This window comes from Paenibacillus sp. FSL H7-0323 (genome assembly GCF_038002725.1).
GTDB lineage: Bacteria > Bacillota > Bacilli > Paenibacillales > Paenibacillaceae > Paenibacillus_AQ > Paenibacillus_AQ odorifer.
Window position 1 is genome coordinate 935,862 of the sequence record NZ_JBBODB010000001.1, and the last position, 24,590, is coordinate 960,451.

Genomic DNA, 24,590 nt, shown 5'->3' on the forward strand with positions numbered 1-24,590 from the left:
ACTATGGCTTTTCAACTATTATTGAATTTCATGATAGCATTCCTGTGGATGTTCCTGCACAATGACTGGACTGGGCCACGTTTCGTCATTGGTTTCTTGATCGGTATCCTCATTCTGCTCGGAATGCGACGTTTTTGGCCCAGATTATATCTAGGAAAAGTGTGGGCAATTATTAAGCTAATCCTGTTGCTGCTGCGGGAGCTGGTCGTTTCAAGTTATGTAGTGGTAAAAGCTGTTCTGAGACCGGAGCTTAATATACGTCCGGCAATCTTGAAATATACTACAGAGCTGAAATCGGATTGGGAAGTGGCTACGTTGATCACATTGCTCTGCCTTACTCCCGGATCTGTGGTACTTGAAGTATCGGATGATAACCGGACTTTGTATATTCATGCCATGGATGTTGAGGATCCCGCACAGTTCAGAGCGAATATCCGTGACACCTTTGAGCGTGCGATATTGGAGGTGACCCGTTAATGATCCATTTTATTCTTATGCTCTCGCTTACGATTATGGCGCTGGCGATTGGTGTATGTGCCTGGCGGTTGTTGAAGGGACCTTCTTTGCCCGACCGGGTAGCGGCACTGGATACGATTGGAATTAATCTGTTAGCCATGGTAGCCGTTCTTTCTGTTTTACTCCGAACGCAGGCTTTTATCGAAATTATTTTGTTAATAGGCATTCTTTCCTTTATCGGCACGACGGCATTTGCCAGATACATCGAAAGGGGAGTGGTGCTTGAACATGGAAATGATCAAGACAGTCGGTGAATTGCTGTTTGCCTTATTAATACTGATGGGGGCATTGCTTAGTGCTGTAAGTGCTTATGGTCTGATTCGGCTGCCTGATGTTTATCTGAGATCACATGCTGCTGCCAAAAGTGCCACCCTTGGTGTTTTATGTGTTCTGAGCGGGGCCTTTCTATATTTTGCATTTTTTCTAGATCATATAAGTGCTAAGCTGCTACTGGGGATTGTCTTTGTATTTATGACCTCACCTTTATCTGCGCATTTGACGGGCAGAGCTGCTTATCGCTCAGGGGTTCCCTTATGGAATCGCAGAATTCAAGATGATTTAAGAGAGGTACTGGAGAAAGAAAAAGCTGTAGCAGCATCCCCTGAACGGGATGTGCCTCAAGAATAAAATCCATGAAATGGTGATCTGCGATTTCGGATTACAACAATAAGTTTGGATCGCAATAGCTAAAAAGAAACAACCCTGCATGAAAACGCGGGGTTGTTTCTTTTTTAGATTAAAACTACTCTTTTTTGTTATCTTAACGAACTAATATTTTGCCTTCTCCAGCAAGGATGCGAAGTACTCTTGGGAGCCGATCACCATCATTCTCAGGGATGTCCAATTGAATGCCGTAGTGGAAACTGCCTTGTTGTTCTTTGTTCCATTTCAATATTCCTTCTATGTACATAGATTCATCCGTAAGATTCATTTCCATGCCAATGCGTACTAGGTTATTTTCTGGGTTGATATTGAGGGGTAACGATAAGTGGCAACCCGATCGACTGATGTCGAACAATACAGCCCTTACAGGCTTGGAAGGAACCTGGATTCCGTTAATAGTAAGAATATGAAGATCAAATGTTACAGGTTCTTTAAGGGTATATCGAAAAGGTTCGGTTCTGCGATTAGTGTTCATATGCTCCTCCATACTTTTCCATGTAATATAAATTATCGACATAAAAGTAGGATTAGTGAAGAGCTGATTCCATTTTTGATTTATTTCACTACTTGAGCAGTCTCGTAGGTAAGGCAGCGCAGACTTTGATCAGGATAACGCATTTCTGCCGTGTAGCTGCTGCCATCTTCCAGCATCATCTGAACAGCGACCATGCCGCGTTTATCATTGGTGTCAGTGTTGATCAGTGTTGCTGTAGCAATTTTCCGGTTTTCTTTTTGTTTATCTGTAAGGATAGTTATGGCCGCATTGATCCAACGGGCATCTTTATAGATAGTGCTGGCAGCAGAAGCGCTAATTGGTGTTCTTTTCAGAGCAATATTAATCGCGGTCGTGTTCACTACCATACCGTTTATGGGATCAATTAGTACATCATATTCCCAGAATTCCTTACCTTGCCCTTCTAGGGTCTTGGCGTTATATGGACTGAAATGTACAGCCCATGTCCACGGCAGCGAGGTTCGGGTATCACTCAGAATAACCCGCATCTGCAGCTTGGCAATGTCCACATCGAATAATTTGCGTACGCTTGAAGCAGCCAGAATAACGGCATCAGTCTGACTCAAATTCTCTGCAGCAGGCGGTGTGACAGTGGTCCGTTTGGATTCAGAAGTCTCATGACCCGCCATGTCTATGAAATTGTTAATGTTTTGTATTTCTTTAGGACTCATCTGCGGTTGCAGATCGTCATTCACTGTGGACACCGGCGTTGGTGCTTCCAACTTCACCCCTGGGGTTTTGGTGCTGGTTAAAGCTAAATGGGTGGTGTTTTGAATGACTGCACTGACGATTAGCAGACTCCCCGAGAACAGGAGTATAGCTAAAGTAGTGGGGAATTTGTTATTCACTTGAATATCCTCCATTTGCTTCGGATGATGCTGAATCTTCCTAACCTTAAACTATAGATGTTATAGAGTAGGTGAACAGATGTTATGGAGTTGTAAAAAGATGCGGATACTTGTTCCTTGACCTAAAGTAGAATTGAGTGAAATTCTAGTTTGATGCGCATCTGCGATTTGCTTGCATAAAGATAAACCAAGACCCGCACCTCCGTATTCGCGTGTGCGCGATTTTTCACCTCGATAAAAGGGTTCAAAAACACGCGCGCTCTGTTCCGGTGTCATCCCAAATCCTGAATCACATACTTCCAATATGGCTTCATTTTGCAATACATAGGCAAGCAAGCGGATGGTGCTCCCTTGCGGAGAGGCATGAATGGAATTTTCGACAAGGTTAACCAAGAAGGAAGTTAGCAGATCATGATCACCCCAAACCGCAGGGATGGAATAATCCATTTCTAGTTTGATGCCTGCTTCGTCCAATTTAAGCTGCTCAATCTGTTTAACCGATTTGAACAAATCTGATATGTCTACTTGTTTCAGAGTCAGAGGATGATGCCGTAGGACGGACAAATCCAGCAGTTTGAAGGCTAAATTCTTCAGGCGTAAGGTTTCACTAAGGATATATTGACCAGCCATTTGCTGTTCTTCCTGGCCTATATTCGCGGAAGTCAGAAATTCAGCAAATCCCTGCATACTGGTTAAAGGTGTGCGCAGTTCGTGGGCGAGGTTATCGACCATTCTCTGCTTTTCATCGGCCATATTAGACAGTTCGATCACGTGCTGTTCCACTGCGTTTGCCATTCGGTTAAAGTTCAGGGCTAACTCACCAAATTCATCTTTACTGCGCAACTGCACGCGCTCGGTATATTTGCCTTCAGCGATCGTTTTTGTAGTCTTTGAAAGCTGTTTAAGTGGTTTGGTCAACTGCCGGATCAGCAAGTAGAGTAATAGGAGCAGAATTGGACCGATAATCCAGTTAATCATTACAAAAAAACGGTTCAGCTCATGCTGCTTAGCATAGAGGTCACTGATATCACGTTGATAAACGATCGTCAAAGCTTGATAGGGAGCAGGGAGCTCAGTAGAGAGTTGAATAGAATGTGACTCCGGTGTTGAGACTGATGGGACTCCGGCATTCGGATAAACCAGCTGGTCATTCTCCCAGAGCTGTAGTCCGATTCCCTGCTTATGATAAAATTCACCATAGGATTGAGCCACACTTGAGATTAAAGTAGAGGTAAGTGTGGCCCCACGGGTCTGAATCGATTCAAGATTTTCATAAATGTTGTTTGCAATTAATAGCTGTTCGCTTGAAGCACGCTGCATTTCGCTGTCCATGTTCAGCTGCCAGCTTTTTTTCATAATCATGATTACACTCACATCTAGGGCGACGATGAAGAAAGCGAGGACTGACAGCAGAATTTTATGCCAGAATCTCATACTAGACCTGAACTTCCAAGCGGTAACCAAGCTTAAATACGGTTTTAATTCGTTCTTCCCAGCCTAGTTTTTTGCGCAGCTGTCTGATGTGAACATCTACGGTACGGGTATCTCCTTCAAAATCATAGCCCCAGGCTAATTCCAGCAACTTTTCCCTTGATAAAGCAATATTTCTGTTGCGGATAAGGACCTCAAGCAGCTCAAATTCCCTAGCGGTTAAATCTACGGGTATCTGATCCACCATCACAAGCCTCTCAAGATAACGTACCTCAACGTTTCCACAGAGAAAATTGGAAATGCCTTTTTCGCTCCTGCGTAACACCACATTGATTCTTGCCAACAGTTCAAGGATTTCAAAAGGTTTAATAATATAATCATCGGCGCCCAGCTCAAAGCCTTTGATGCGATCAGCCAGTGAATCTTTTGCGGTGATCAGAATCACCGGAATTTGTAAGTGAGCAATCCGCTGCATGATCTCAAAACCGTCCAGTTCGGGCAGCATTATATCGAGCAGAATTAAATCGGCCTTTTCACGTTCCAGCAGTTCAATAACCTCCAGCCCGCGATAAGCCTTGCTATAGGTATGTCCGACTAATTTTAGATTCATAGTAATTAAGTCACTGATTGCACGTTCATCTTCTACGACTATGATATGGCCCATAGTTCATTGTTCCCTCCTAAGCTAGCAAATCACTTCCTAATGCTAATAAACTATAAACAACTTATTACAGAATTGTCCAGTGCAGGTAAGGAAAAGCATCTAGTTCTTCCTAATTTGGTTTGTTGATAAAGCTCAAAAAGGACTGAAAAAGAGAGCGGAAGCAGTCTCTTAATCAATCCTGAAAAACATCATTATAAACCTTCGCAACTCTTGATTAATTGGAAATTCCATCTGTTGTTGACTTAGACAAGTGGGCATCAGGGGCAATAAATTCGTGAACGATTTGACGAAAATACTCGTGATTATCATAGCTGTTGTACATACGCCAGGCCACTGTTTGGGAGTTGCCGAAAAATAACCGCTCAAACTGGGTTTGACGACCTCCGAATGCACCCGCTCCTAGTTCCCAAGCCAGCCGGAATAAGGCATTTCGATACCACGCATCCGAGACATTTCCCTTCAAATACTCATAAAGATACGAACCAGCGCTTGATGTAAAGTCGGCTTCAGAGGGGATCATGATGAGCCCGCTTGAACTGAGGTTTTGAACCATTTCAACCATCTCTGGATAAAACTCTGAAAAGTGAATGGTTGAAGCCAACAGTGGACCTTTATCTGGAACGAGATATCCAAATTTGTCGAGCGAAGCCCCTATTTCCGCTGCAAGTCTTAAGGCTTTGAAAGTTTCTAAATAGGTTAATATTCTGGAAATAGGCAAAATCGTGTAGGCCTCAAGGACAGCATTTTGTTCTTCCGCCAAAGACTCTAGCATACCAAGAAAAAACTCGGTCTTTGCAATATAGCGGGTGATAATTTGGTGGGCCATATGCGTATGAAAGTTACTCTCGCCGAATAATCGGGAACAGTACCTCTCATCGCCATAATAAAATATACGATCATGAGGGATCAGTACGCGGTCAAAGATAACAAGGGTATCCATTTCTTCATATCTTGAACTTAACGGATGGTCGTAGGTGGATGAGGCAGCGTAGCTTTCACGGCAAAAAAAAGTCATCCCAGGCAGATCATTAGGCACCGCAAAGGCAAACGCAAAGGGATTATCATCATCCACAAGTGAGGGTGAGGGAGTTGGGAATACAAGCATTTCATCGCATGTAGCTCCCTGTGTTGCCATCATAAAAGCACCGGTAACAAACATCCCTTGATCATTGATTTCTACGACTTTTGCAGCGATAGAATCCTCTGTAGCATCAATCTGGCCGGATATTTTGCTGGCTTGAGGCTGGATGAAAGCATGGGATAAGGTAATATCATGATCTCGACAGTAGGCATAGTATTTTCTGAGGTTCTCAGCATATTTCGGATTATGATCCTCAAGGATATCAGCAGCTGTGAACAGAGACATGATGGCCGTATTCATATAATCGGGGGAACGTCCTAAAAATCCGTGATGTCTGTTGGACCAGAGTTCAATCATTTTTCTCCGGCGTTCTAAATCTTCAGCATTTTTGGGTGGAAGAAAAGATAAACCAACCGGATCTCCAGTATCAGGTGAAGGATAGGTCATCTGCGCCAAATAACGTTCATCACACTGCATGTTATACATTTCGGCTTGTGTTTGTAAGAGACCTTGAAAGGCAGGGTGTTTGGATAAAGGACCTTCAACACGTGTTCCTTTGTACCAGATATTGATCTTTTGCCGGTCGATTCGTTCGATGTATTGATTACCTGTTTTTATAGGCATAGGTTCCCCCTCTTTGAAGTCATCTTTGACTAATAAAGCCGTATTATTGCTATTAATGTACGTAATCATGAATCTCCGTGTACATTGTCCATAAACCGTGGTGAGCTGGGAGTTTAGGGTTGACATAAACGATGCTGACTTGTATATTTTGGATATTGGATTACAAGTGTAGTCATACAGAGGAAAGAAAGGCGGATAGAATGATGTCTACGGAAACTCCAAAGATCTCGGATGCCGAGTGGGAAGTGATGAAGGTGCTGTGGGCAAGTGCCCCACGCACTGCAGGTGAGATTGTTGAAGCACTAGAAGGCAGCAGGGACTGGAACCCAAAGACGGTACGGACGTTGATTAAGCGTCTGACAGAGAAACGGGCTATTGGTTATAACCAGACAGGTAGGGTGTATTCCTATTATCCGCTGGTGCGGGAAGAGGAATGTGTCCAATCGGAGACAAGATCCTTTCTGAAGCGGATCTACGGTGGAACTCTGCGCCCGATGTTGGTCAATTTTTTGCAGGATGAAAAGTTGTCCCGGGAAGATATTGAAGAACTGAAGAGAATTTTGGATGAACGAAAGGACTGAGCCGCTTGCTGGAAGCTGCATACAATCTGTTCGTCAAGGTATTGTCGCTGTCTGCCATGGCGAGCGTGCTGGCTCTGCTGATCTTATTGACCCGCTTCCTGTTCAAGGATCGTCTGAAACCTACCTGGACGTATCTTCTGTGGATACCATTGATCGTGAGGCTGGTTATACCTTGGGCACCTGAAAGCACATTTAGTATTTTTAATCTGTTGCCGCTGGAGAAAGAAACGGCGCAGAGTTCCTTTATTCCGTCAGCGCAATCGGAAGTTGGCTTTACTTATGTCCCAGAGTTGACCGGAGGGGAAAAGGAACCGCCGTCAGTTACTGGAATTGCAAAAAGTGGACCTTTGCCGGGAGAATCGACATCGGATGTTATGGTACAAGTCAATCCGCAAACAGATTCAGGATGGCAGCCGATACATGTACTGGTTTTGGTGTGGTTTGGCGGAGCGGCGGTGGTGCTGGGCATGTCGGTTCGAGCGCAACTGCGATTTACCGCACGGGTTCGACAGGAAACGGAGATTCATTCCTCAGAAGTCCAACGGTTGTTCGAATCCTGTAAGCAGGAAATGCAGGTGCGTCGCCCAGTCAAGCTGATCGGGACGAAGCAGATTGCCGTACCGACACTACTTGGCGTTATGCGGCCCAAGTTGCTGCTGCCCACCTCTACTTTACACACTCTGGAGACGAACGGACTCCGTCATATATTCCTTCATGAGCTGGCACATGTGAAGCGCCATGACATTTTGCTAAATCTGCTGACAGGTCTGCTGCTGGCCATGCATTGGTTTAATCCGCTGTTGTGGTATGCCGTACGCCAAATGAAAGAGGATCAAGAGGTTGCCTGTGATGCTCTGGCCTTGAAGCATCTTGAACCAGCTTGCCACAGAAGTTATGCCTTGACACTTCTCAAATTGTTAGAAACCTTACCCGATCCGATCCGGTTGGCAGGTACAGCTGGCATTTCGAGCAGCAAAAAGGAAATGGAAAGAAGGATTATTATGATCACCAGGCACAAAAAATTTACGGCAAAAAGCTCAATGCTGGGCCTAGCTGTAATTATGATCTTAAGTGGCTGTACCCTTACAGGAGCAAAGCTGAATTCTGCATCAGCTCCGGCAATGAGCGCTCCTGCTACTTTTCAGGCAGAAGTGCAGGATAAAAATACAACGGATTCCAGTGTTAAAGGCACTTTATTGGCGGAAAAAAACGGAATCACGGTATCTGCTAATCCCACTGGTGAGAATACACTTTTGCATAAAGTCACGGTAGATGTGCGTGGTGAAGTAAGCCGTACGTTCTTGTGGAATGCAGGAGAAGATAAAACTCGGCCTCCATTGATTGAAGAAGCAGATGTGAACGGAGATGGAACGAAAGAAATTTTCATACGCATTACGACCGGCACGGGTACTGGACTTTCTATGAGTGAGATTCATGTGCTTCAGCCTGCTAGCTTGGAAGAGCTTGTGGTCGAAGATCCGATCGAAACGTTGAATCAGAAGCTGAAATCATCCATTACACATCGAAATAACCACACTTATGTATCTGCTGAACTGGACGGAAAGCATTTGACCAAAGTGTATGATTACACGGAGGGAGCTTGGGGAGAGAAGGTCGGATTTGGCTCTATAGTTTCATACGAACTGATAGATGACCAAATTGTAGCCCATATGTCCGGTGCGGCGTCTATGTCTGAGTTTCCGCTCGAAGTTATTGCCGTTTACGGGAAGAATCTGACCATTGAGAGCGCACAGATGTACTATGGATCGTTTATATCTCCACCACTCAGTGAACAGGATATCAAGTCCATGATGGAAAAACAGCTTCCGGCAAGTGGTTGGACCTTTAGCAAAGACGGAGATCAGTATAGGGTGGATATAGATCCACTGAATGGCGTAGGGGAAGGCAATAGCTATAAAATAAATCCGCTTACCGGAACGGTTCATGACGTAACTTCTGGCAGTCCACTGAGAAGTCTTGTAAACCGAGAAGCGATAGATCTGTGGAACATCTCTAACGGTACAGAATACCAGAAGGAACTGTATAAGTTACTCCAACCTATCTTTGATACAGAGGGTTTCAAGCCAACAGATACGGACTGGATTTCAGGCTTTATCGGGGATGGTTATTTGTTCAGTGATGTTAGGCAAGGAAGCAGGGAATTCACGATTAAAGTAGATGTCTTTACTGGTCAGTGGGAGGAAATTCCTGACCCGTATCAATAGTTAAGTTTCAAGGTCTGTACCGTATTATTGAAGAGACCATTACTAGCGAATTGAAACTAAAAGCAGCCAGTACGCGCCGATAGATTATCGGCATGCACTGGCTGCTTAATTTTTCTTGAAGGGAGGACAGTCTTACGACTGTGTAAATTACGGATGACTAAAGGACTATTCGACCTGGAACTGGTTTAATTCGTCCTGAAGCTTTTTGGACAACTGATTGAGCTGCAGGGACAGTTCGGCAACCTGTTCAATGCTGTCCAATTGTTCTTGCGTACTTGCGCTAACTTCTTCCGTTGAAGCGGAATTCTCTTCTGTAGTTGAAGAAATGATTTCGAGTGCCTGTAGGATTTCATCTTTGTGTTTATGGACTTTGGAGGTGTTGCTGCTGATTTGAATCATACGTAATCTTAAAGCCTCCAAATCGCTGTTGATGCTAAAGAATACCTGTTTCGTAGCCTGCACGGATTTTGCATTTTCTTCGGCAATTTCAAGTCCTTGGGCTGTGTATTCCACAGATGCTCTAGTTTTCTCTTCGATTTCATGAACCTTTCTGCCAATCTCCTGTGTAGCCTGTGCAGTCTGCTCCGCCAACTTGCGAACCTCTCCGGCAACAACGGCAAATCCGCGTCCCTCTTCTCCCGCACGTGCTGCTTCTATGGAAGCATTTAGTGCCAGCAGATTGGTTTGCGTAGCGATTTGATGTACCGTGTCCACGATGCTCGAAATTTCATGACGGCTTTGATCAATATCATGGATGGCAGACGATATCGAATGAGTGGAGTTATGATTTTCTTCTGCCCATTTTGATAACTGATCTAATACACCCAACCCCAGTTCGCTCTGGTCGGCAGAAGCCTGCACCATCGTCTCTATGGCTATGGCATCATTAGCGATTTCGTCAATTTGACCAGATAATGATCCGGTTTTTTGCAAAATCGTATCCGTTTCGATCGACTGATAGTTGGTTGCATTCGCAATCTCATTAATGGCTGTGGCTGTATCGTTCATCGTTATAGCTGTACGGGAAGAAATAGATTGCAGATCCTTTGAGGACTGGTTTAATACCTGAGCGGAGGTACCCACTATTTGGAGCATCCCTTGAATTTTCTGGACCATGTTGAATATTCCGTTGGAGATTTGTCCAATTTCGTTGTTGGAATAGGCATCAAATTGAACCGTCAAATCCCCATTTTCCACCCGTTTGATTTTGGTAAGCAGCTTCGGTATGGATCTGAGCAGATAACGGAGCGTGATATACGAAAATAGAACGAGCAGAATCGCCGCTGCAACAAACCCGCCAATCGTAATCCAGGTGAACTTTTTTAATTCGGAGAGCACTTCCCGCTCTGAAATAGTTAAACCTACGGACCAGCTGGTATCTTTACTTGTAGCATAGCCGATGTAACGGCGTTCTCCGTTGTCATTAATCAGATGTACGCCGGATTCACCAGCGATCATTTTCTTGCCGATTTCCCCAAGTTCACCTGGCAGCTCATTAATCTTTTCCTTTGTGACCTTAGACTGGTCTGGGTGATACAGAATATCACCTGTTTTGGAGGCGAGAATGGAATAACCTGTGCTGCCTAGCTTATAGCTTTCCATTATCTCAGGGATATTTTTAGACGCTATATCAACCGCGACAAAACCGATTAATGTATTGTTGTCATTTTTTATCGGATAGAAAATACCCATCAGCATATCACCTGTAGTGATGTCAATATAAGGATCGGAGTAGTACAGGCCGTCTGCTTCGACTGCTGGCTTATAATACGGCCGTTCTTTAATGTTAAAAGCAGCATCTGATGTCGTACCATTGTTGAGGATATAAAAACCTTTGCCGGCAGTACTCGCAATCCATGCATCTGCAAAAGTGGGTTCCACCTTTACAATGGCAGCTAGTGTCTTTGCTACTTCAGCGGCATGCGGAGAAGTTTTGGCCATTTCAGGAGCTTCGGTGGTTTCGATGTATTGTTTGAATAAGTTATTCGTTGACATTTGCTTGACCAGTGAACCCTTTTCCTTAAATAGTGCATCAAATTGACTGACAAGTGCCTGTGTTTTGGTCTGAAGCATAGATTCTTGTTGTTTCACAAGTATGCTGCGAGTGCTGGAAAACATAAAGGTTCCCAAGATTGAGAAGACGACAACAATAATAACTAAAAGTACAATGGACAAAGTATTTGCTATGCTTGATGAACCAAACCGCCTTTTTTTTAGTTGTTGTAACATGCTACCATCTCCCCCAAGTTGTCTCTGAGCAAATAGCTCATAAGAACATATCGGAAGATAGTGAGATTTTCGAAATAGTAATTTTGAGAATGAAAAAATTAAATTAAAATGGATGATGCACAGAATAAATCCTTGACTGGTGCGGGATTTCAAGATGGTGGGGGGAGAGGGAGATCTTAACAATTAGCCTGTAGCTTGGCACATTGCATCTACTGATTAGAGGCGAACTGTTGTTTTTTTAGGTGATGCTTAACTGCCTTTATCAGACTTCTTGTTTGTAGATTGCTTCCAGCTCTTGCGGTTGATAATAATTATCAATTATACTTCCGATAGGAAGGAGGCGAGTGAAGATTTTAAATGCTGATGATAATTTGATGCTCTGGGATTATGCACATATCCGGCTGATTGATATTCGCCATATGTTGTTTAAGGCAGGAGACAAGCTGAACTCCTATAGGTTCCCGGCTGCAGGTTTTTTATATATGGTTCGCGGCAACGCGGTTTTTCGGCTCAATGGAAATAAACATGCTGCAGAACGTTTTCATATCCTACACAGCGGAAAGGGAGGGCAACTGGATATTGATTGGGTCAGGGAGGAAATGGAGTTTTATTTTATTTTCTATAAAGCCTCGCTTTCGCTAACGTCCGGATCAGGTGTACGTAGACTTTTTGAAAGAAACAGTCCTTTTCAAAAACAATATGAATTTGCTCCGAATGCTCCAGTGGCTTTGTTGTCTCAAGTAAAGGAGATGCACCGGAAATGGCTGGACTCAAGTTCACTTGAACGGATTCAGATCAAAGCAATGCTTTATCAATTTGTCTACGAAGTTGAGCGGCAGAGACAGGCATATGGAGTCTATCCCGTCAAGCCGGATCTGGTGGAGCAAGCAGTTCGATACATACGAGAATATTACAGTCAGCCTATTACCTTATCCTCTATTGCAGAGCAGCTTAATTATAGTGTGGCCTATGTGGCGAAGCAGTTCAAAAGCAAGACGGGTACCAGTCTGATTGATTTTCTTATTCGGACGCGAATAGATAAGGCGCAGGAACTGCTGCTAAATACCGATGCATCATTGCAGGAGGTTGCCGCCGGAGTGGGGTACACGGACCTGTCCTATTTCATCCGTATTTTCAAGAAAACAACCGGTGTGACTCCGGGTAATTTTAAGTCATTGGCCCTAGGCTCTGCCAAAGGATCAGATCGTCCTAAAATCAGGCTAAGATTGTCTAATGCAGGATGGGCTGAGCCAAGTTATATTGTTAATGATCATGATAATCATTATCAATATAGAAGAAAAGGGGATTTACCGATGGTTAGAAATACAAAAATGTCAATGGGAGCAGCGATGCTGTTATGTCTGGTTTTAATGCTTAGTGCTTGCTCTTCAGGGAGCAGTCCAGTTAATTCTGTGAATGCTGGCCCTAGTCCGGTATCCTCTGTGCAAACAGAGACAAGTTCACCGGACTCAGCCATCAATTCAAAATCTACAAGAGTATATAAAGACAGTCAGGGGCATGAGGTTGATATTCCAGAGCGTCCACAGCGGATTGTGCTGCAAGGTAATTCGATCGGAGACCTGCTGGCACTCGGGATTCAGCCGGTCGGTGTCGACCGCCGGTTTATTGAAGAATCAGTCTATTTAGACAAGGAGACAACCCCGGCACAGGATATTGGATTTCCTACAAATCTGGAACTTGTTTTGGATCTGGAACCGGATTTGACGATGCTGGGTTATGTGATGGACAAACAATATGAAGAAGTGTCCAAAATATCACCTACTGTTGTATTTGACCAGAGTAAACCCTTGTCTGAGCGTCTGCCTGTCATTGGTGAGATAGTGGGTAAAAAGGCTGAAGCAGAGCAACTGTTGTCCGAATATAATCGCAAGGCCGAGAATATGTGGAGCGGATTGCGTCAGGAAGGCAAACTTGCCGAAGGAGAAACAGCGGTAGTGCTGATTTATTATTGGAACAAGACAATGTATTTGATGAAAACTGGTGGTATTCCTGCACTGCTGTATCAGCCGCAGGGCTACAAAATGTCCGAGGCAGTGAAGGAAATCGAGCCGGCAGAAGGTGCACCCTATATTGAGGTCTCCCCTGAGCTAATGCATAAGATGCTTATTGGTGACCATTTGTTTGTCATCTATCCGGCCAATGCTGATGCGGAAAATTCCTTTAATGAGTTAATGAAAACTGCGTTGTGGAGCTCGCTCCCTGCTGTAAAGAGCGGAAAAGTTACTTTTGTGGAGACTAAATGGAATTATGACGATATGTTGACCAGCAGCATGCTGCTGGATGAGTTCCCTAAACTGCTGGCTAAATAAATGAGATCTCAGGTTAATCCGCAACAAAGAAGCAGAGGAGGAACTCGCTGCTTCTTTATTTTGTTTATAAAGTAAAGAGGGTTGAATATAGAATAGTAATCGGTCATTGTTTTTTGTTGATTAGCTAGACTCCAAGAGTAGCATCGATTAATCTGAAGAAGTGGAATGCGGGTTATGATTGAATCGTCGACATAGATAAACGGAGGCTGACTATGACTTACTCACAGATCTGGAACAACTCAGGAAATGAAGCCGATATTCTTTATTTGGAGCAGCAGATTAAGGCCGTTAAAAAAGAAATAAAACGAGCAGAAGCTGCAAAGCTTGAAGAAATATTGGATCAAGCGAATTGTAAGCTGGCTGAATTGGAAGCGAAGCTGGACGAGCTTGAGGATTAGGAGCTCGCCGCCCTTTTGTACCGTTTGAACTTTATGTTTCTGAATTTGCACCGGTGTCTATATAGTTTTATAATTGTAGTTTACTTAATCGTATTACTGGGAGGAATGGGGAAATGGATAAAAATAGAAAATATATGCTTGTCGGTGCGCTTCTGACAGGGGTAGGTGTCTCTTTGATGGCCTATACAGCAAGCCGCTATACTTCGTTTAAACGAATCGTAGCCAATACCATCCGTTTGGAAGAAATCGCCTCACTAGAAATCTCGCGATTGTCTTCAGTTCCCGGTGAAAAGAAAGACATCATTATAACTGATCCTGCTGTTATTGAGCGGATTTTTGCTGATTTCTCTCATGTTCAATTAATGAAATCGGCCCGAAATGTCAGTTCTGACAAAAACTTTAGCTATTATATTACGATAGTTCAGGCTGACTGCAAGCAACGATTTGATATTATTTTAAAAAGCAGACAGCATATGATCATTTATGATAATGATTTAAGCAATCCTCACTTGAATGCCTATAAAATTATCAGCCCTTATTATCCGCAAGCACTGGAACAGGTTTTTGACTGATTATATAGAGGTGCGCAATGAAGTAATATCATAGCCCATTTCCTGCATAGCATCCAATCCATTTATGATCTCTATTGTCCGGGTGCCGTCCCAGCCTTTAGCCGTTCCATATTCGATCCATTCGCGGATACGCTGTGGATGATTTAGATTATAGACATCTTCAAAACCCTTTTTATGGTTTTGCAGCAGATAGCCTGTATTTAGCGGACAACCGGCAATAGGATCATCCCATGTTAGGAGTTGGATGCGGAGGGGGTGGAGCTTTACATTTTTATGATAAATCTTTAATTCAAGCAGACTCCGTTCGTCATGGATTCTCATGCCCAATATATAGCTGTATTCCAGTTCCCTGAGCGTGATAGAACGCAGCTTTTTTTTCATGAAAATCGCCTCTCATCCTAATAATTTTGTTATCATAGCAAGCATAGGGATATTTTTCAAGCAATCAACAGGAAGGATGTTTATATGAAGTATGAATTTGGGGTCATGGCATCCATTACAGAATTGGTGGAGTACCCGGATGAGCAGAGTGATACCTATATTCCGCACCCGAATTTTCAGATCATCATGGATCAATTGGGTATTACAGTACCCGTTGCGGAGATTTATGAACATTTTTTTGCCAACCCTGTTCACACCGGACATGTGCTCGTTTACAGCAATCCAGAGCAACCAAACGCTTGTATTGTCCTCGACACTTACCGTGATCCGCTGGACCAGCTAGACATGATTTATTTCGGATGGCGCTGTTCGTCCGAGAAAGACAATATCCGTGAGCTGTCCCGGCGTTTTTATGATGAATGTGAATTTGCGGTCCGTTATGAAGAAGGTCAATCCGTGCTTTACAAGGTGTTGAAGGAGGATACCTATCCGCGAAAATTTTACTATAATACCGTGTTTGAGCAGCAGTTGAAACGATACCCGGCAAAATAGGCGCTAGAAATACATAACCGAATCACTTAGCACAAAAACGCGAGTTCAGGGCAATGCCGCCCAACTCGCGTTTTCTATATACCTGTTTTTGAAATGCTCTGCATCATTCAGGCAATTACTGTGCCGTCAGCAGCTGCTCCAGAATTTCGGCGCGAATCTTCAGCAGGCTCAGCTCTTTCAGCGAACGGCTGCGCTGTGGAGTATCAATTTCAATAATTTTTACAATCCTGCCCGGATGTCGGGACAAGATCATAATTTCATCCCCCAACAGCAGGGCTTCATCAATATCATGCGTAACAAAAACGATGGCGCATTTCTTGCGCTCCCACAATGCGATTAATTTCTGAACTAAATCAAACCGCAGATGATAGTCAAGGGAGTGAAAAGGCTCGTCCATCAGCAGCATATTTCCGCCGTGATAAAAAGCGCGGGCAATGGAGCAGCGCTGCCGCATGCCTCCTGACAGCTGATGAGGATAATGATTCTTGTAGGCAGCAAGCCCGACCTCTTCCAAAAATGCTTCGATTTCCGACGCAGAGGTCGGAGAAGCCTCCTTAACAAAGCTGATATTCTCACCAACTGTAGACCACGGCAGCAAACAATCCTCTTGAAAGACATAGGACAGCTTTAGCTCTGGATGCACAGTGACCCTGCCGGAATCGGCGCTTTCGGACTGTGACAGGATATTCAGCAACGTTGTCTTTCCCGCACCTGAAGGGCCTAGAATACAAATGATTTTCGGCATCTGGATTTCAAGACTGATTTTTTCCAGGATTGGAACTCCCGAATAGCGTTTGGAAACTTCTTGTAGTGTAATAAGCATAAGCCCCACCCTTATTTATTCAAATGCGTCGGCAGGCTTACCCTGCTGCGGAACAGAAATGTAATGCAAGATTTGATCACATTCCAGAAAATAGCCATAAACAACGCCAGGGCAAACACACGATCGGTCTCCAGATTTGTTCTGGCATCGGACAGCAGGCTGCCGATCCCGTCGACGGAGGTCAACAGCTCCGCCATTACGGCTAGCTTCCAGCCCAGTCCCGCTGAGGTGATCATGCCTGATTTCAGATAGCTTTTGAGCGAAGGCAATATGATATGCCGGAGAATCTTATTACCAGGTACATGATAGACCTTGGCCATCCGCATCAATTTGCCATCGATCGCCGCAAATCCCTCGTACAGATTGACCACCAAAACCGGTGTAGTGGACAACACGATAATAAAAATTGCAGGCAGATCCGTAAGCCCAAACCAAATGATCGCGATGCCCAGCCAGGCGATCGGCGGCACGGATTGCATTATATCGATGACAGGTTCCAGATAAGGCTTCCAACGCGGATAAAGTCCAAGCAGCAGCCCCAGACAGCCGCCCAGCAGCAGAACGCAGACCATGCCGATCAGCAGCTTGAGCAGCGTGCGATAAACTGCATAATAAAATTCCGGATCACCGAAATAGCTCAGGACCGTGCGCATCGTCTCCAGCGGGCCAGGCAGGACAAAAGGGTCCATCTGCATAGCTACAAGCTGCCACAGCAAGGCAATGCCCAACAGGGATATGGCTTTTTTACTTAGGCTGATAATAGAAATTTTCATCGGGAAGCTTGCCTCCAATGCTGTCCTTGCTGTAATTCATCAGCGTCTGGTAATACGTTGACAGAACCTCTTTGCTCTCGGAAGCGGAGGCGAAATCCAGCGCCATATGCGGAATCGCTTTCTCAACCACACCGGCATCCAGCTTGAAATACTTATTGGCCAACTGAGCCGCCTCTTTGGGGTTGTCCAGCGTCCATTGCAGCGCTTTTTGATATTCTTCCTGGAAGCGGGCGACCAGTTCCGGCTGGCTGGCAATTACTGACTGCTTGGTTGCGAGTCCGGCGTTGGGCAGATCGGTGTTTAATTTGGTAACCTGCTGCCATTCCTTTTTGTAATCCACGATCGAGCGCACCTGATCATTTTTCATTTGTATCGCGGTAATTTGCGGCTGAATGCTCACAATTGTGGAGGCCTTGCCGGATAACAACAGCTGAGCTCCCTCAGCCAGCTGGGTGTAATGCAATGTGATGTCTTTCTCTGGCTCCAGTCCGTTATGCTTCAAAAAGGTCTGCGTAATATAATCGACAGGCGAGGATTTCATAGGCACATACAGCGTTTTTCCTTTAAGATCCGCCCAGCTCTGGATGGACGGATCTGTTGTAATCATGCTCATCACTGACCAGGTATTCACATTCATCAAGGAAAGATCCATTCCCTTGTTATACATCACGACGGCATTGTTCAGCGGCAGAGCTAAGAAGCTTACTTGATTGTCCTTAGCCAGCGCGGTCAGCGTGTCGATGGACTCCCAGGTTTTGAACTCGATGTTGACCGATTCTCCCAATGCCTTGGATTCAATTAGCCTCAGAATAGGCAGAGAAGGCGGAGAAGGAGGGCCGCCGACCGTGATATTCAGTGTTTCTGCCGGGCCAGCGGAGGGAGCGGCGGATTTGGGCGAATTTTCATTTTTTTGTTGCGAACAGGCACTTAACATAAAAAATAAACTTAACAGTAAACTGAGGCACAAGGCATAAACAGATTTAGCTTTCATCGTGAGTTCCTTTCAAGCGGTTATTTTGACAGCTAGATGGTAATGCTGATGAATTTTATTGATAATTATTCTCAATTACAGTGAAAATAAAAACCTATCATAAGACATGATAGGCCTGCGCCCAACTATTTTTTGCTGCTGCAAACGGCAATATAATTCAGATCTTTACCCGTCGTATTAAAAAAGGTATACATCTTTTTGAACTGTTCCCGGTTCTCTTTCTTGAGCCCGTTTTTCACAATACGCAGCGCCCCGATAACCCCTTCATCGCGAATGAGTCCATTGATACTCATTAAGGACATGGGACCGGTAGCATTGTCTACTTGCTTAAAGCCTGCGGAGTGGAACAATCCCGCCCAATGCCCAACAGACAGCGGCTCGACATTGATGTGAATGGTGCGGCGAAGCTCGGCTAGATGTTCTTCCATATTTTCCTTGGCAAAGGTAATATCATGTGTTAGCAGAATGCCGCCAGGCTTTAGTACCCGATAGTATTCGGCGACTGCCTTTTCCTTCGCAGGCTGGTTAAGCATCGTGAGCATGGCTTCATTAATGACAACGTCAAAGCTCTCATTCTCAAAAGGGAGCTTCATCGCATTGCCTTGCCGGACATGGATATAGTTTTCCAGATTGGCATTTTTAATATTTCGGTTTGCTTTTTCCAGCGCCCGCGGGTCCATATCAATGCCGGTAATTTGACAGTGGTATTTCCCGGCCAGTTGAATGGAGGTGGTGCACATATTGCAGGCTACCTCCAAAACCTGGCTGTCCGTACTCAGATTGGCTTGCTGGATCAGCCAGTTGGTTGCTGCAACGCCGCCGGGCCGCAAACGTTTTTTTCCCAGCCGCGCCAAAAAATTATGGCCTACTTCCTTTTTCATCGCATTCACCCCATTAATTATCCGGCTTGACTACAACCAGAAGCATCTGAAACGCCTCTGTTGCGTATAGGGCATGCGGAATATTGGCCGGCATAACTAGGGTCTCCCCCGCATGAACTGTGTAGTTATCTTCTCCAATTGTAATTTCCGCTTGCCCGGACAATATGTTGACCATGGCATCGCCCGGGGAAGAATGGCCCCCAATCGACGAGCCTTTATCCAGCGAAAGTAAGGTCATTGCCAGATTTGGCCGCTGTACAAGGGTCAGACTGGAAACCTGCTGTTCCTCTATTGTGATGATTTCTTTCAAATCTATGACTGCGGATTGCGGCAGTTTTTTAATAAATAAACCTGTTTCCATTTTGAATACCTCCGTTTTATATACTGATTTGCAAAAATTTGCAGCTGCTGTGGGCGGAATAATCATGCCATGTGCCCGCTGGGACGATAACAGATGCGCCGGCTGTCAATTGATAGGGCTCTGCCGCCACCAGCAGATGAAGCTCGCCTTCCAGCACATGGATGATTTTAGATTTGGGGGAGGTCTCCGAACTGATAGTCTCCTCCTGATCCATGGCATACAATACCCATTCCGGTTGTGCTGCTGTTTCGGCTGCAGCTACGGGCAATGACAGCGTTCGGCTCGCAATCCGGTGCGGCTTGACGCTGATCATATCTGTTAAGAAAAATACCTTGCCTGCTGTAATTCCACTCATACGATCCCCCTGTTCAAAGTACAGTATTTTGATTATTTCCAAATTGCTTGATTGAATGATTCCTGCAATTTGATATAATGAGAATGACTAATGAGAATTGTTCTCATTTATTTTATTGTAGCAGAGTATTCATCATGACTCTGTTGCCATGGCAACAGGAGGCTGAGAAAATTGCAGAAATATCTGAGCAGGATACAGAGCACCACTTTGTTTAAGGGATTCGCGGACCGGGAGGTGCAGCAAGCACTGAGCTGTCTGCAGGGCACAATCAAGGATTTTGCGCGGAAGGAGGTTGTTTTTAGAAAAGACGATATTCTGGATTCGGTGGGCATTATTATCCATGGAAATGTTTTGTTATGCAAAGATAATATCTCAGGCATGAGATTTATTTTCTCGGAACTCGGGGATGGAGAAATCTTTGGCGAAACGGCGCTTCGCCTTGTCCAAGAGCACAGCGGCTACGAAGCGGTGGCGGGATCGGAATGCCGGATTCTGTTTATCAAAATAAATAAAATCGTCCGGCCCGGCCAGGACACTTGCCATTTAAGGGGACGGATCATTGAGAATATGTTGGCCCTGCTGCTTGAGAACAACCGGTCTATCTATCAAAAGCTGGATCTGGTCTCCCACAAATCGCTGCGGGACCGTATCCTGCATTATTTGGCCCTCCAGACCAAAAAAAACAATTCCGCCTGTTTTGAAATTCCGTTTACCCGCAGCGACCTTGCTGATTATTTGACTGTTGACCGCAGCGCCTTGTCCAGAGAGCTGCAGCGAATGGCACAGGACGGGCTGATCCGGTTTAATCGAAATCAATTCGAGCTGTTGGACGCGGAGAATCAGCTGCGGATCAGCGATTTTTAGAATAATTTCTCCAAACATTGAAAAGGAGTAAACAGAGGGAATAATCAGCTAGAAAGCGCATTGGGAGAGGATTTCACCGATCTAAACAGCATAAAAGACGTAGTTAAAGTTAGCTAACTGTTGACTTGAGTTTTGATTTGTTGATTTTAGCTATCTATCGGAGTTACTCATAAATACAAGAGCCCGCGTCGGACGCGGGCTCTTGTATTTTACTCTCCTCCAGTAGCCACCGGATTCTCCTCATATGAAATCCAATCACTCCAGCTTCCTGCATACAGCTTCACATTCTTGTACCCGGCTTTGCCTAGTGCGAGCACATTTGGGCAGGCACTTACGCCTGAACCGCAGTACACGATAATTTCTTGCTCAGGATTAATTCCTTCATAATGCTCTTTCAGCACCTCAGTTGATTTCCAGCGCCCTTGCTCATCCAGTACATCCTTCCAGAACTTATTGATCGCTCCGGGAATATGACCTGCCTTCGGATCAATAGGTTCTTCAAGTCCTTCATAGCGGCGGGACTCGCGGGAATCCATCAATAGTGCACCACCGTCGTTAACTACATTTTGCACATCTTCCATGCTAACAAGCATCTTCTTCTGAACATCTGCTTCATACTGGCTAGGAATTCGCACGGCTTGATGATCACTGACGGGAAACTTACCATTTTTCCAAGCAGAGTAGCCTTGATCCATTACATACACACGTTCATGTCCCAAATATTTAAGCATCCACCACAGACGGGAAGCGTAAGCTCCACCTTGATCATCATAAGCAACGACAATGCTATCTCTGTTAATGCCAACCTTGCTGAGAACGGTGGTTAGCTTCGAGATCTCAGGCAGTGGGTGGCGTCCACCGTGTGCGCTTACTGGAGCGGAAAGCTGTTCTTCCAGATGTAGATAAAGTGCTCCGGGAATATGATCTTCCGTATAGGCTTTACGCCCAGCTTCCGGATCCGTGAGTAAAAAACGGCAATCGACTATTACAAGTTCAGGCTCGTATAACCGAGCAAGCAGCCATCGAGTAGAAACGATCGGTTCCATAAAGTAGCCTTCTTTCCTGTTTAATATGTATGGAGTCATTATAGCGGAAAATAAAAGAGGGCGCACCTTAAGCTTATGGCTTAAACTGCGTCCTCATTGAATTAGATCAAACGATATCCTGATGGCAAGCTGCCGGTACGTTGAATGGTGCGAACCTGCGCCGGGGTCAGCCGTTGATTGCTTGAAATGAGCGATTCGACATCTCCTCTTCGCAGAAAGTCGTCCAGTTCGCGGATGCTGCGGTTACCACGCAAAATGACGAAATTATCGCGGAAGGCAGAACGATCGAATAACACAAGCGTAGCGTTCGGATTTGTGGAGAAGAAGCGCAAGCTTTCTATTCCTGTAAGGACTGAATCTATATCTGCAATGCCCAGGTTGCCGCGAAGAGTTCTGCGAAGCCCCCGAAAGTTCTCCTCACTAAACACTCTTAGCCTAGGATATATTACAGATGTTACTTTTTTTGTAATCATGGTTAATCCCTCCAAGTTCGATTGACGAACTGTCGTTTTCGACAACTCGCCGCCAGATTTACCATAAATGAATGCGGTAGTTTCGACTGGAAAAAGGAGTGACCTGGGCGCTAGGCTCCGGATTACTCCTTTTTGTTGTTGTAAGCAATTCCTAGATCAAACGATATCCCGAAGGCAAGTTACCGCTGCTGCGGATATTACGGATTTGTTCGAGGGTTAAGCGTTGGTTAGTAGAAATAATGGATTCCACGTCATTACCTGAAATGAAATCATCCAGATCCCTAATGTTGCGGTTCCCGCGAAGAACACGGAAATTTCCTCTAAACCGGGTTCTTGTGAAGAGTACCAGTGTAGCATTGCTGCTAGTAGAGAAGAACCGAAGGCTCTCAATACCATCGAGGATGTTGTCCGTATTACGAATACCCAGGTTGCCAGTATATACTCTACGGCGTCCATTGAAGTTTTCTTCATCGTACACGGTCAAGCGAGGGAAAGTCTGAGAAATGTGAACTTCTTTTTTCATTTGTAATTCCTCCTTTGTTATCTAATCTATGTTCATATAACTTTTTGGCTTGGCTGATAGTCTAATAGAAAGCCCTTATTTGCATGAATTTATTATTTTGGGCTTTACTCCAACAATATATTAGTGTACTATTTAACTATGACACTGACACAATATAATAAATGAACAATACATTAGTTGGCAGGGAGGATTCGCATGAAACAGGGGAGTGGTGTAGAAATGCAAGATTCAATCGTTCTGCAAATGAATGAGGTAAGTAAGATCATCAAAGGAAGACCAATTGTGGATAAGCTGACATTTGATATCCGTAAGGGTGAAATTGTTGGATTGCTAGGTCCAAACGGTGCAGGAAAGACCACAACGATTCGAATGATGACGGGTTTAATTAGGATGAGCGAAGGCGATGTGATTATCCAAGGCCACAGTGTGAAAAAGGATTTTAAGCAGGCGATTGGCCATATCGGTGCGATAATTGAAAATCCAGAGTTTTATCCCTATATGACTGGACTTGATAATTTGAAGCAGTATCAAAGAATGACGGATAACATTGAGGCTGGCAGAATAGATGAGGTTGTAGAACTGGTAGGACTTCAAGAAGCGATGAATAAAAAAGTAAAGGCTTATTCGCTGGGGATGCGCCAACGTCTTGGGATTGCTCAGGCGCTTCTCAATCGGCCGAAGTTATTGATTTTAGATGAGCCTACGAACGGACTTGATCCGGCCGGAATACGGGAAATGCGTGATTATATGCGTACCATCGCCGAAGTGGAAGGCATTTCTATTCTGATTTCCAGCCATTTACTTACTGAGATTGAACAAATATGCCATCGGGCTATTGTGATCCAGAATGGTAAGCTGGTGACCGTAACTACGATTGGTGAGGAGCAGGAAGCAACCGCACAAGTGAAGCTCACCATCCGTGTAGGATCAATCGAATCCGCTATAAATATCTTGGAGCGCTTGGATTATGCAGAATTGATCTCTATGGATAGCGCGCGATCTGAAGTGACAGTAAGTCTGCTTGATAGCAGAGTACCGGAGCTTGTATCTACTTTTAGTGATGAAGGCGTGGGGATTTTTCGGATTACGGAGAATAAACAAAGTCTTGAGGAAGATTTCTTGAAATGGACAGGAGGAAACCGCATTGCGTAACTTTAATAATCTGATTGTGAATGAATGGCTCAAGCTCTCAAAAAAACGCACATTTTTTATGCCATATCTGATATTAATTCTATTATCCCTGCTGTTAGGTTATATAGTTCATTCTGTCTCACCTGGCCTGTTTGAATCAGCTTATGATTTTTCAGCAATGATGCTGCTTTCCCAAGGGATTGGGCAAGTGATTACAATTCTTGCGATTATCGGAACAGCAGGTATTGTCTCAAAAGAGTATAGTCAAGGAACCATCAAGTTCCTGCTTATCCGCGCCAGAAGCCGTACAGCAATCCTCGCATCCAAATATGTGGTTGTACTGTTGTATGCTTTGACTTTGACTGTCATCGGAGGTATAGCCGTTTTTGGAACAGGAGCTTTGTGGTTTGGACTAAGTGGTGGAGAAGCGGGTATGAGTGAGATGCTTACAAACCTATTGTATAATCTCGTTAGTACGGTTGTGTATGGAACACTTGCTTTTATGCTGGGGATATTGACCACTTCAACGGGAGTAACGATAGGGGCTACTATGTTTGCGTTAATGATAGACAAATTGATTATTTCTCGTGATTTTTACAAATATGTTCTGTTTCCAAACTTAAATTTATCTGCTTATGAAGGTGGAGGAGCACCTATGCCTGGAATGACACTGACCTTTTCTATCGTGATGCTTGTCTTATACACAGCTGTCTTTCTTCTCGTAGGTTTCTCCGTCTTTAGACGAAGGGATGTTGCTTAA

Annotated in this window: 29 protein-coding genes; 13 read left to right on the top strand and 16 right to left on the bottom strand. The window is 44.6% G+C overall.

The genetic code is table 11. The features are described 5' to 3' along the window. The first annotated feature begins 3 nt into the window (after nucleotides 1–3). The 3 genes from MHH89_RS04385 to mnhG are packed head-to-tail and all read left to right on the top strand — an operon-like array spanning nucleotide 4 to nucleotide 1,143. Nucleotides 4–477 (top strand): Na+/H+ antiporter subunit E, encoded by a 474-nt coding sequence (locus MHH89_RS04385; RefSeq protein WP_076126047.1) that lies wholly within the window; start codon nucleotides 4–6, stop codon nucleotides 475–477. Beyond that, a complete protein-coding gene (locus MHH89_RS04390) occupies nucleotides 477–770 on the top strand; it encodes a Na(+)/H(+) antiporter subunit F1 (RefSeq protein WP_036686407.1) in 294 nt (97 codons plus the stop codon). The genes MHH89_RS04385 and MHH89_RS04390 overlap by 1 nt, the downstream gene beginning before the upstream one ends. Then, nucleotides 745–1,143, top strand: a complete 399-nt coding sequence (gene mnhG, locus MHH89_RS04395) for a monovalent cation/H(+) antiporter subunit G (protein WP_076126049.1) — start codon at nucleotides 745–747, stop codon at nucleotides 1,141–1,143. Before MHH89_RS04390 ends, mnhG begins: the two co-directional genes overlap by 26 nt. 133 nt (nucleotides 1,144–1,276) lie before the next feature. Here mnhG and MHH89_RS04400 read toward each other — a convergent pair whose 3' ends face one another. From MHH89_RS04400 to MHH89_RS04420, 5 genes are all read right to left on the bottom strand, one after another. Continuing rightward, nucleotides 1,277–1,654: a PilZ domain-containing protein gene (locus MHH89_RS04400; RefSeq protein ID WP_076126051.1), complete on the bottom strand. Its 378-nt coding sequence runs from the start codon at nucleotides 1,652–1,654 to the stop codon at nucleotides 1,277–1,279. 80 nt (nucleotides 1,655–1,734) lie between these two features. Next, nucleotides 1,735–2,541, bottom strand: coding sequence for a hypothetical protein (locus tag MHH89_RS04405; protein ID WP_076310431.1), 807 nt, complete (start codon nucleotides 2,539–2,541; stop codon nucleotides 1,735–1,737). Nucleotides 2,542–2,601: 60 nt separating this feature from the next. Next, entirely contained in the window at nucleotides 2,602–3,975 is a 1,374-nt protein-coding gene (locus MHH89_RS04410; RefSeq protein WP_340034416.1) for a sensor histidine kinase, read from the bottom strand. Nucleotide 3,976: 1 nt separating this feature from the next. Then, nucleotides 3,977–4,636 (bottom strand): response regulator transcription factor, encoded by a 660-nt coding sequence (locus tag MHH89_RS04415; protein WP_076280769.1) that lies wholly within the window; start codon nucleotides 4,634–4,636, stop codon nucleotides 3,977–3,979. Nucleotides 4,637–4,850: 214 nt separating this feature from the next. Next, nucleotides 4,851–6,341, bottom strand: coding sequence for a 4-hydroxyphenylacetate 3-hydroxylase family protein (locus tag MHH89_RS04420; protein WP_076280768.1), 1,491 nt, complete (start codon nucleotides 6,339–6,341; stop codon nucleotides 4,851–4,853). 203 nt (nucleotides 6,342–6,544) lie between these two features. On the opposite strand from MHH89_RS04420, the gene MHH89_RS04425 reads away from it, so the two are divergent. From MHH89_RS04425 to MHH89_RS04435, 3 genes are read left to right on the top strand one after another with little or no spacing between them, the layout of a single operon-like run. Then, a complete protein-coding gene (locus MHH89_RS04425; protein WP_076126059.1) occupies nucleotides 6,545–6,922 on the top strand; it encodes a BlaI/MecI/CopY family transcriptional regulator in 378 nt (125 codons plus the stop codon). Beyond that, complete coding sequence (locus MHH89_RS04430) at nucleotides 6,906–7,106, top strand: hypothetical protein (protein ID WP_254847649.1); 201 nt, start codon at nucleotides 6,906–6,908, stop codon at nucleotides 7,104–7,106. The genes MHH89_RS04425 and MHH89_RS04430 overlap by 17 nt, the downstream gene beginning before the upstream one ends. Then, nucleotides 7,009–9,147 (top strand): M56 family metallopeptidase, encoded by a 2,139-nt coding sequence (locus tag MHH89_RS04435; RefSeq protein WP_341088791.1) that lies wholly within the window; start codon nucleotides 7,009–7,011, stop codon nucleotides 9,145–9,147. Before MHH89_RS04430 ends, MHH89_RS04435 begins: the two co-directional genes overlap by 98 nt. 165 nt (nucleotides 9,148–9,312) lie before the next feature. Here the strand turns inward: MHH89_RS04435 and MHH89_RS04440 are convergent, their stop codons facing one another. Continuing rightward, complete coding sequence (locus tag MHH89_RS04440) at nucleotides 9,313–11,376, bottom strand: methyl-accepting chemotaxis protein (RefSeq protein WP_341086425.1); 2,064 nt, start codon at nucleotides 11,374–11,376, stop codon at nucleotides 9,313–9,315. 344 nt (nucleotides 11,377–11,720) lie between these two features. Here MHH89_RS04440 and MHH89_RS04445 point away from each other — a divergent pair, with 344 nt between their 5' ends. From MHH89_RS04445 to MHH89_RS04455, 3 genes are all read left to right on the top strand, one after another. Further along, nucleotides 11,721–13,706, top strand: coding sequence for an AraC family transcriptional regulator (locus MHH89_RS04445; protein ID WP_341086426.1), 1,986 nt, complete (start codon nucleotides 11,721–11,723; stop codon nucleotides 13,704–13,706). 212 nt (nucleotides 13,707–13,918) lie between these two features. Continuing rightward, nucleotides 13,919–14,104: a hypothetical protein gene (locus tag MHH89_RS04450; RefSeq protein ID WP_076308090.1), complete on the top strand. Its 186-nt coding sequence runs from the start codon at nucleotides 13,919–13,921 to the stop codon at nucleotides 14,102–14,104. Between the two features lie 113 nt (nucleotides 14,105–14,217). Then, entirely contained in the window at nucleotides 14,218–14,676 is a 459-nt protein-coding gene (locus tag MHH89_RS04455; RefSeq protein WP_076126068.1) for a hypothetical protein, read from the top strand. Here the strand turns inward: MHH89_RS04455 and MHH89_RS04460 are convergent, their stop codons facing one another. Further along, nucleotides 14,677–15,057: a hypothetical protein gene (locus MHH89_RS04460; protein ID WP_076126069.1), complete on the bottom strand. Its 381-nt coding sequence runs from the start codon at nucleotides 15,055–15,057 to the stop codon at nucleotides 14,677–14,679. It abuts the gene before it with no gap. A gap of 84 nt (nucleotides 15,058–15,141) precedes the next feature. Between MHH89_RS04460 and MHH89_RS04465 the strand changes: the two genes are divergently transcribed. Next, a complete protein-coding gene (locus tag MHH89_RS04465; protein WP_076126071.1) occupies nucleotides 15,142–15,609 on the top strand; it encodes a hypothetical protein in 468 nt (155 codons plus the stop codon). 115 nt (nucleotides 15,610–15,724) lie between these two features. Here MHH89_RS04465 and MHH89_RS04470 read toward each other — a convergent pair whose 3' ends face one another. The 6 genes from MHH89_RS04470 to MHH89_RS04495 all read right to left on the bottom strand — a co-directional run bounded on the left by MHH89_RS04470 (nucleotide 15,725) and on the right by MHH89_RS04495 (nucleotide 19,793). Continuing rightward, complete coding sequence (locus MHH89_RS04470) at nucleotides 15,725–16,432, bottom strand: ABC transporter ATP-binding protein (RefSeq protein ID WP_076126073.1); 708 nt, start codon at nucleotides 16,430–16,432, stop codon at nucleotides 15,725–15,727. An 11-nt stretch (nucleotides 16,433–16,443) separates the two neighbouring features. Further along, complete coding sequence (locus MHH89_RS04475) at nucleotides 16,444–17,085, bottom strand: ABC transporter permease (protein WP_341086430.1); 642 nt, start codon at nucleotides 17,083–17,085, stop codon at nucleotides 16,444–16,446. A 91-nt stretch (nucleotides 17,086–17,176) separates the two neighbouring features. After that, nucleotides 17,177–18,196 carry an ABC transporter substrate-binding protein gene (locus MHH89_RS04480; protein ID WP_341086432.1) on the bottom strand — a complete coding sequence of 340 codons (1,020 nt, stop codon included), beginning with the start codon at nucleotides 18,194–18,196 and terminating at the stop codon, nucleotides 17,177–17,179. A gap of 125 nt (nucleotides 18,197–18,321) precedes the next feature. Further along, nucleotides 18,322–19,077 carry a class I SAM-dependent methyltransferase gene (locus MHH89_RS04485; RefSeq protein ID WP_076126079.1) on the bottom strand — a complete coding sequence of 252 codons (756 nt, stop codon included), beginning with the start codon at nucleotides 19,075–19,077 and terminating at the stop codon, nucleotides 18,322–18,324. Nucleotides 19,078–19,090: 13 nt separating this feature from the next. Then, nucleotides 19,091–19,438, bottom strand: coding sequence for a cupin domain-containing protein (locus tag MHH89_RS04490; RefSeq protein ID WP_076126081.1), 348 nt, complete (start codon nucleotides 19,436–19,438; stop codon nucleotides 19,091–19,093). Nucleotides 19,439–19,454: 16 nt separating this feature from the next. Further along, nucleotides 19,455–19,793, bottom strand: a complete 339-nt coding sequence (locus tag MHH89_RS04495) for a cupin domain-containing protein (protein ID WP_076126083.1) — start codon at nucleotides 19,791–19,793, stop codon at nucleotides 19,455–19,457. Nucleotides 19,794–19,964: 171 nt separating this feature from the next. Between MHH89_RS04495 and MHH89_RS04500 the strand changes: the two genes are divergently transcribed. Continuing rightward, the gene (locus MHH89_RS04500) at nucleotides 19,965–20,657 is read left to right on the top strand and encodes a Crp/Fnr family transcriptional regulator (RefSeq protein ID WP_076126085.1); all 693 of its coding nucleotides are present in this window, start codon (nucleotides 19,965–19,967) and stop codon (nucleotides 20,655–20,657) included. A 209-nt stretch (nucleotides 20,658–20,866) separates the two neighbouring features. Here the strand turns inward: MHH89_RS04500 and MHH89_RS04505 are convergent, their stop codons facing one another. The 3 genes from MHH89_RS04505 to MHH89_RS04515 all read right to left on the bottom strand — a co-directional run bounded on the left by MHH89_RS04505 (nucleotide 20,867) and on the right by MHH89_RS04515 (nucleotide 22,699). Then, a complete protein-coding gene (locus MHH89_RS04505; RefSeq protein ID WP_076126086.1) occupies nucleotides 20,867–21,703 on the bottom strand; it encodes a sulfurtransferase in 837 nt (278 codons plus the stop codon). Nucleotides 21,704–21,804: 101 nt separating this feature from the next. Continuing rightward, on the bottom strand, nucleotides 21,805–22,176 hold the full coding sequence (locus MHH89_RS04510; RefSeq protein ID WP_076126088.1) for a hypothetical protein: 372 nt from the start codon (nucleotides 22,174–22,176) through the stop codon (nucleotides 21,805–21,807). Between the two features lie 151 nt (nucleotides 22,177–22,327). Next, the gene (locus tag MHH89_RS04515; protein ID WP_076126089.1) at nucleotides 22,328–22,699 is read right to left on the bottom strand and encodes a hypothetical protein; all 372 of its coding nucleotides are present in this window, start codon (nucleotides 22,697–22,699) and stop codon (nucleotides 22,328–22,330) included. Between the two features lie 195 nt (nucleotides 22,700–22,894). Between MHH89_RS04515 and MHH89_RS04520 the strand changes: the two genes are divergently transcribed. Together MHH89_RS04520 and MHH89_RS04525 are read left to right on the top strand one after the other, a co-directional pair. Further along, nucleotides 22,895–23,851: an ABC transporter ATP-binding protein gene (locus MHH89_RS04520; RefSeq protein WP_081383247.1), complete on the top strand. Its 957-nt coding sequence runs from the start codon at nucleotides 22,895–22,897 to the stop codon at nucleotides 23,849–23,851. Beyond that, a complete protein-coding gene (locus MHH89_RS04525; RefSeq protein WP_076126091.1) occupies nucleotides 23,844–24,590 on the top strand; it encodes an ABC transporter permease in 747 nt (248 codons plus the stop codon). Before MHH89_RS04520 ends, MHH89_RS04525 begins: the two co-directional genes overlap by 8 nt.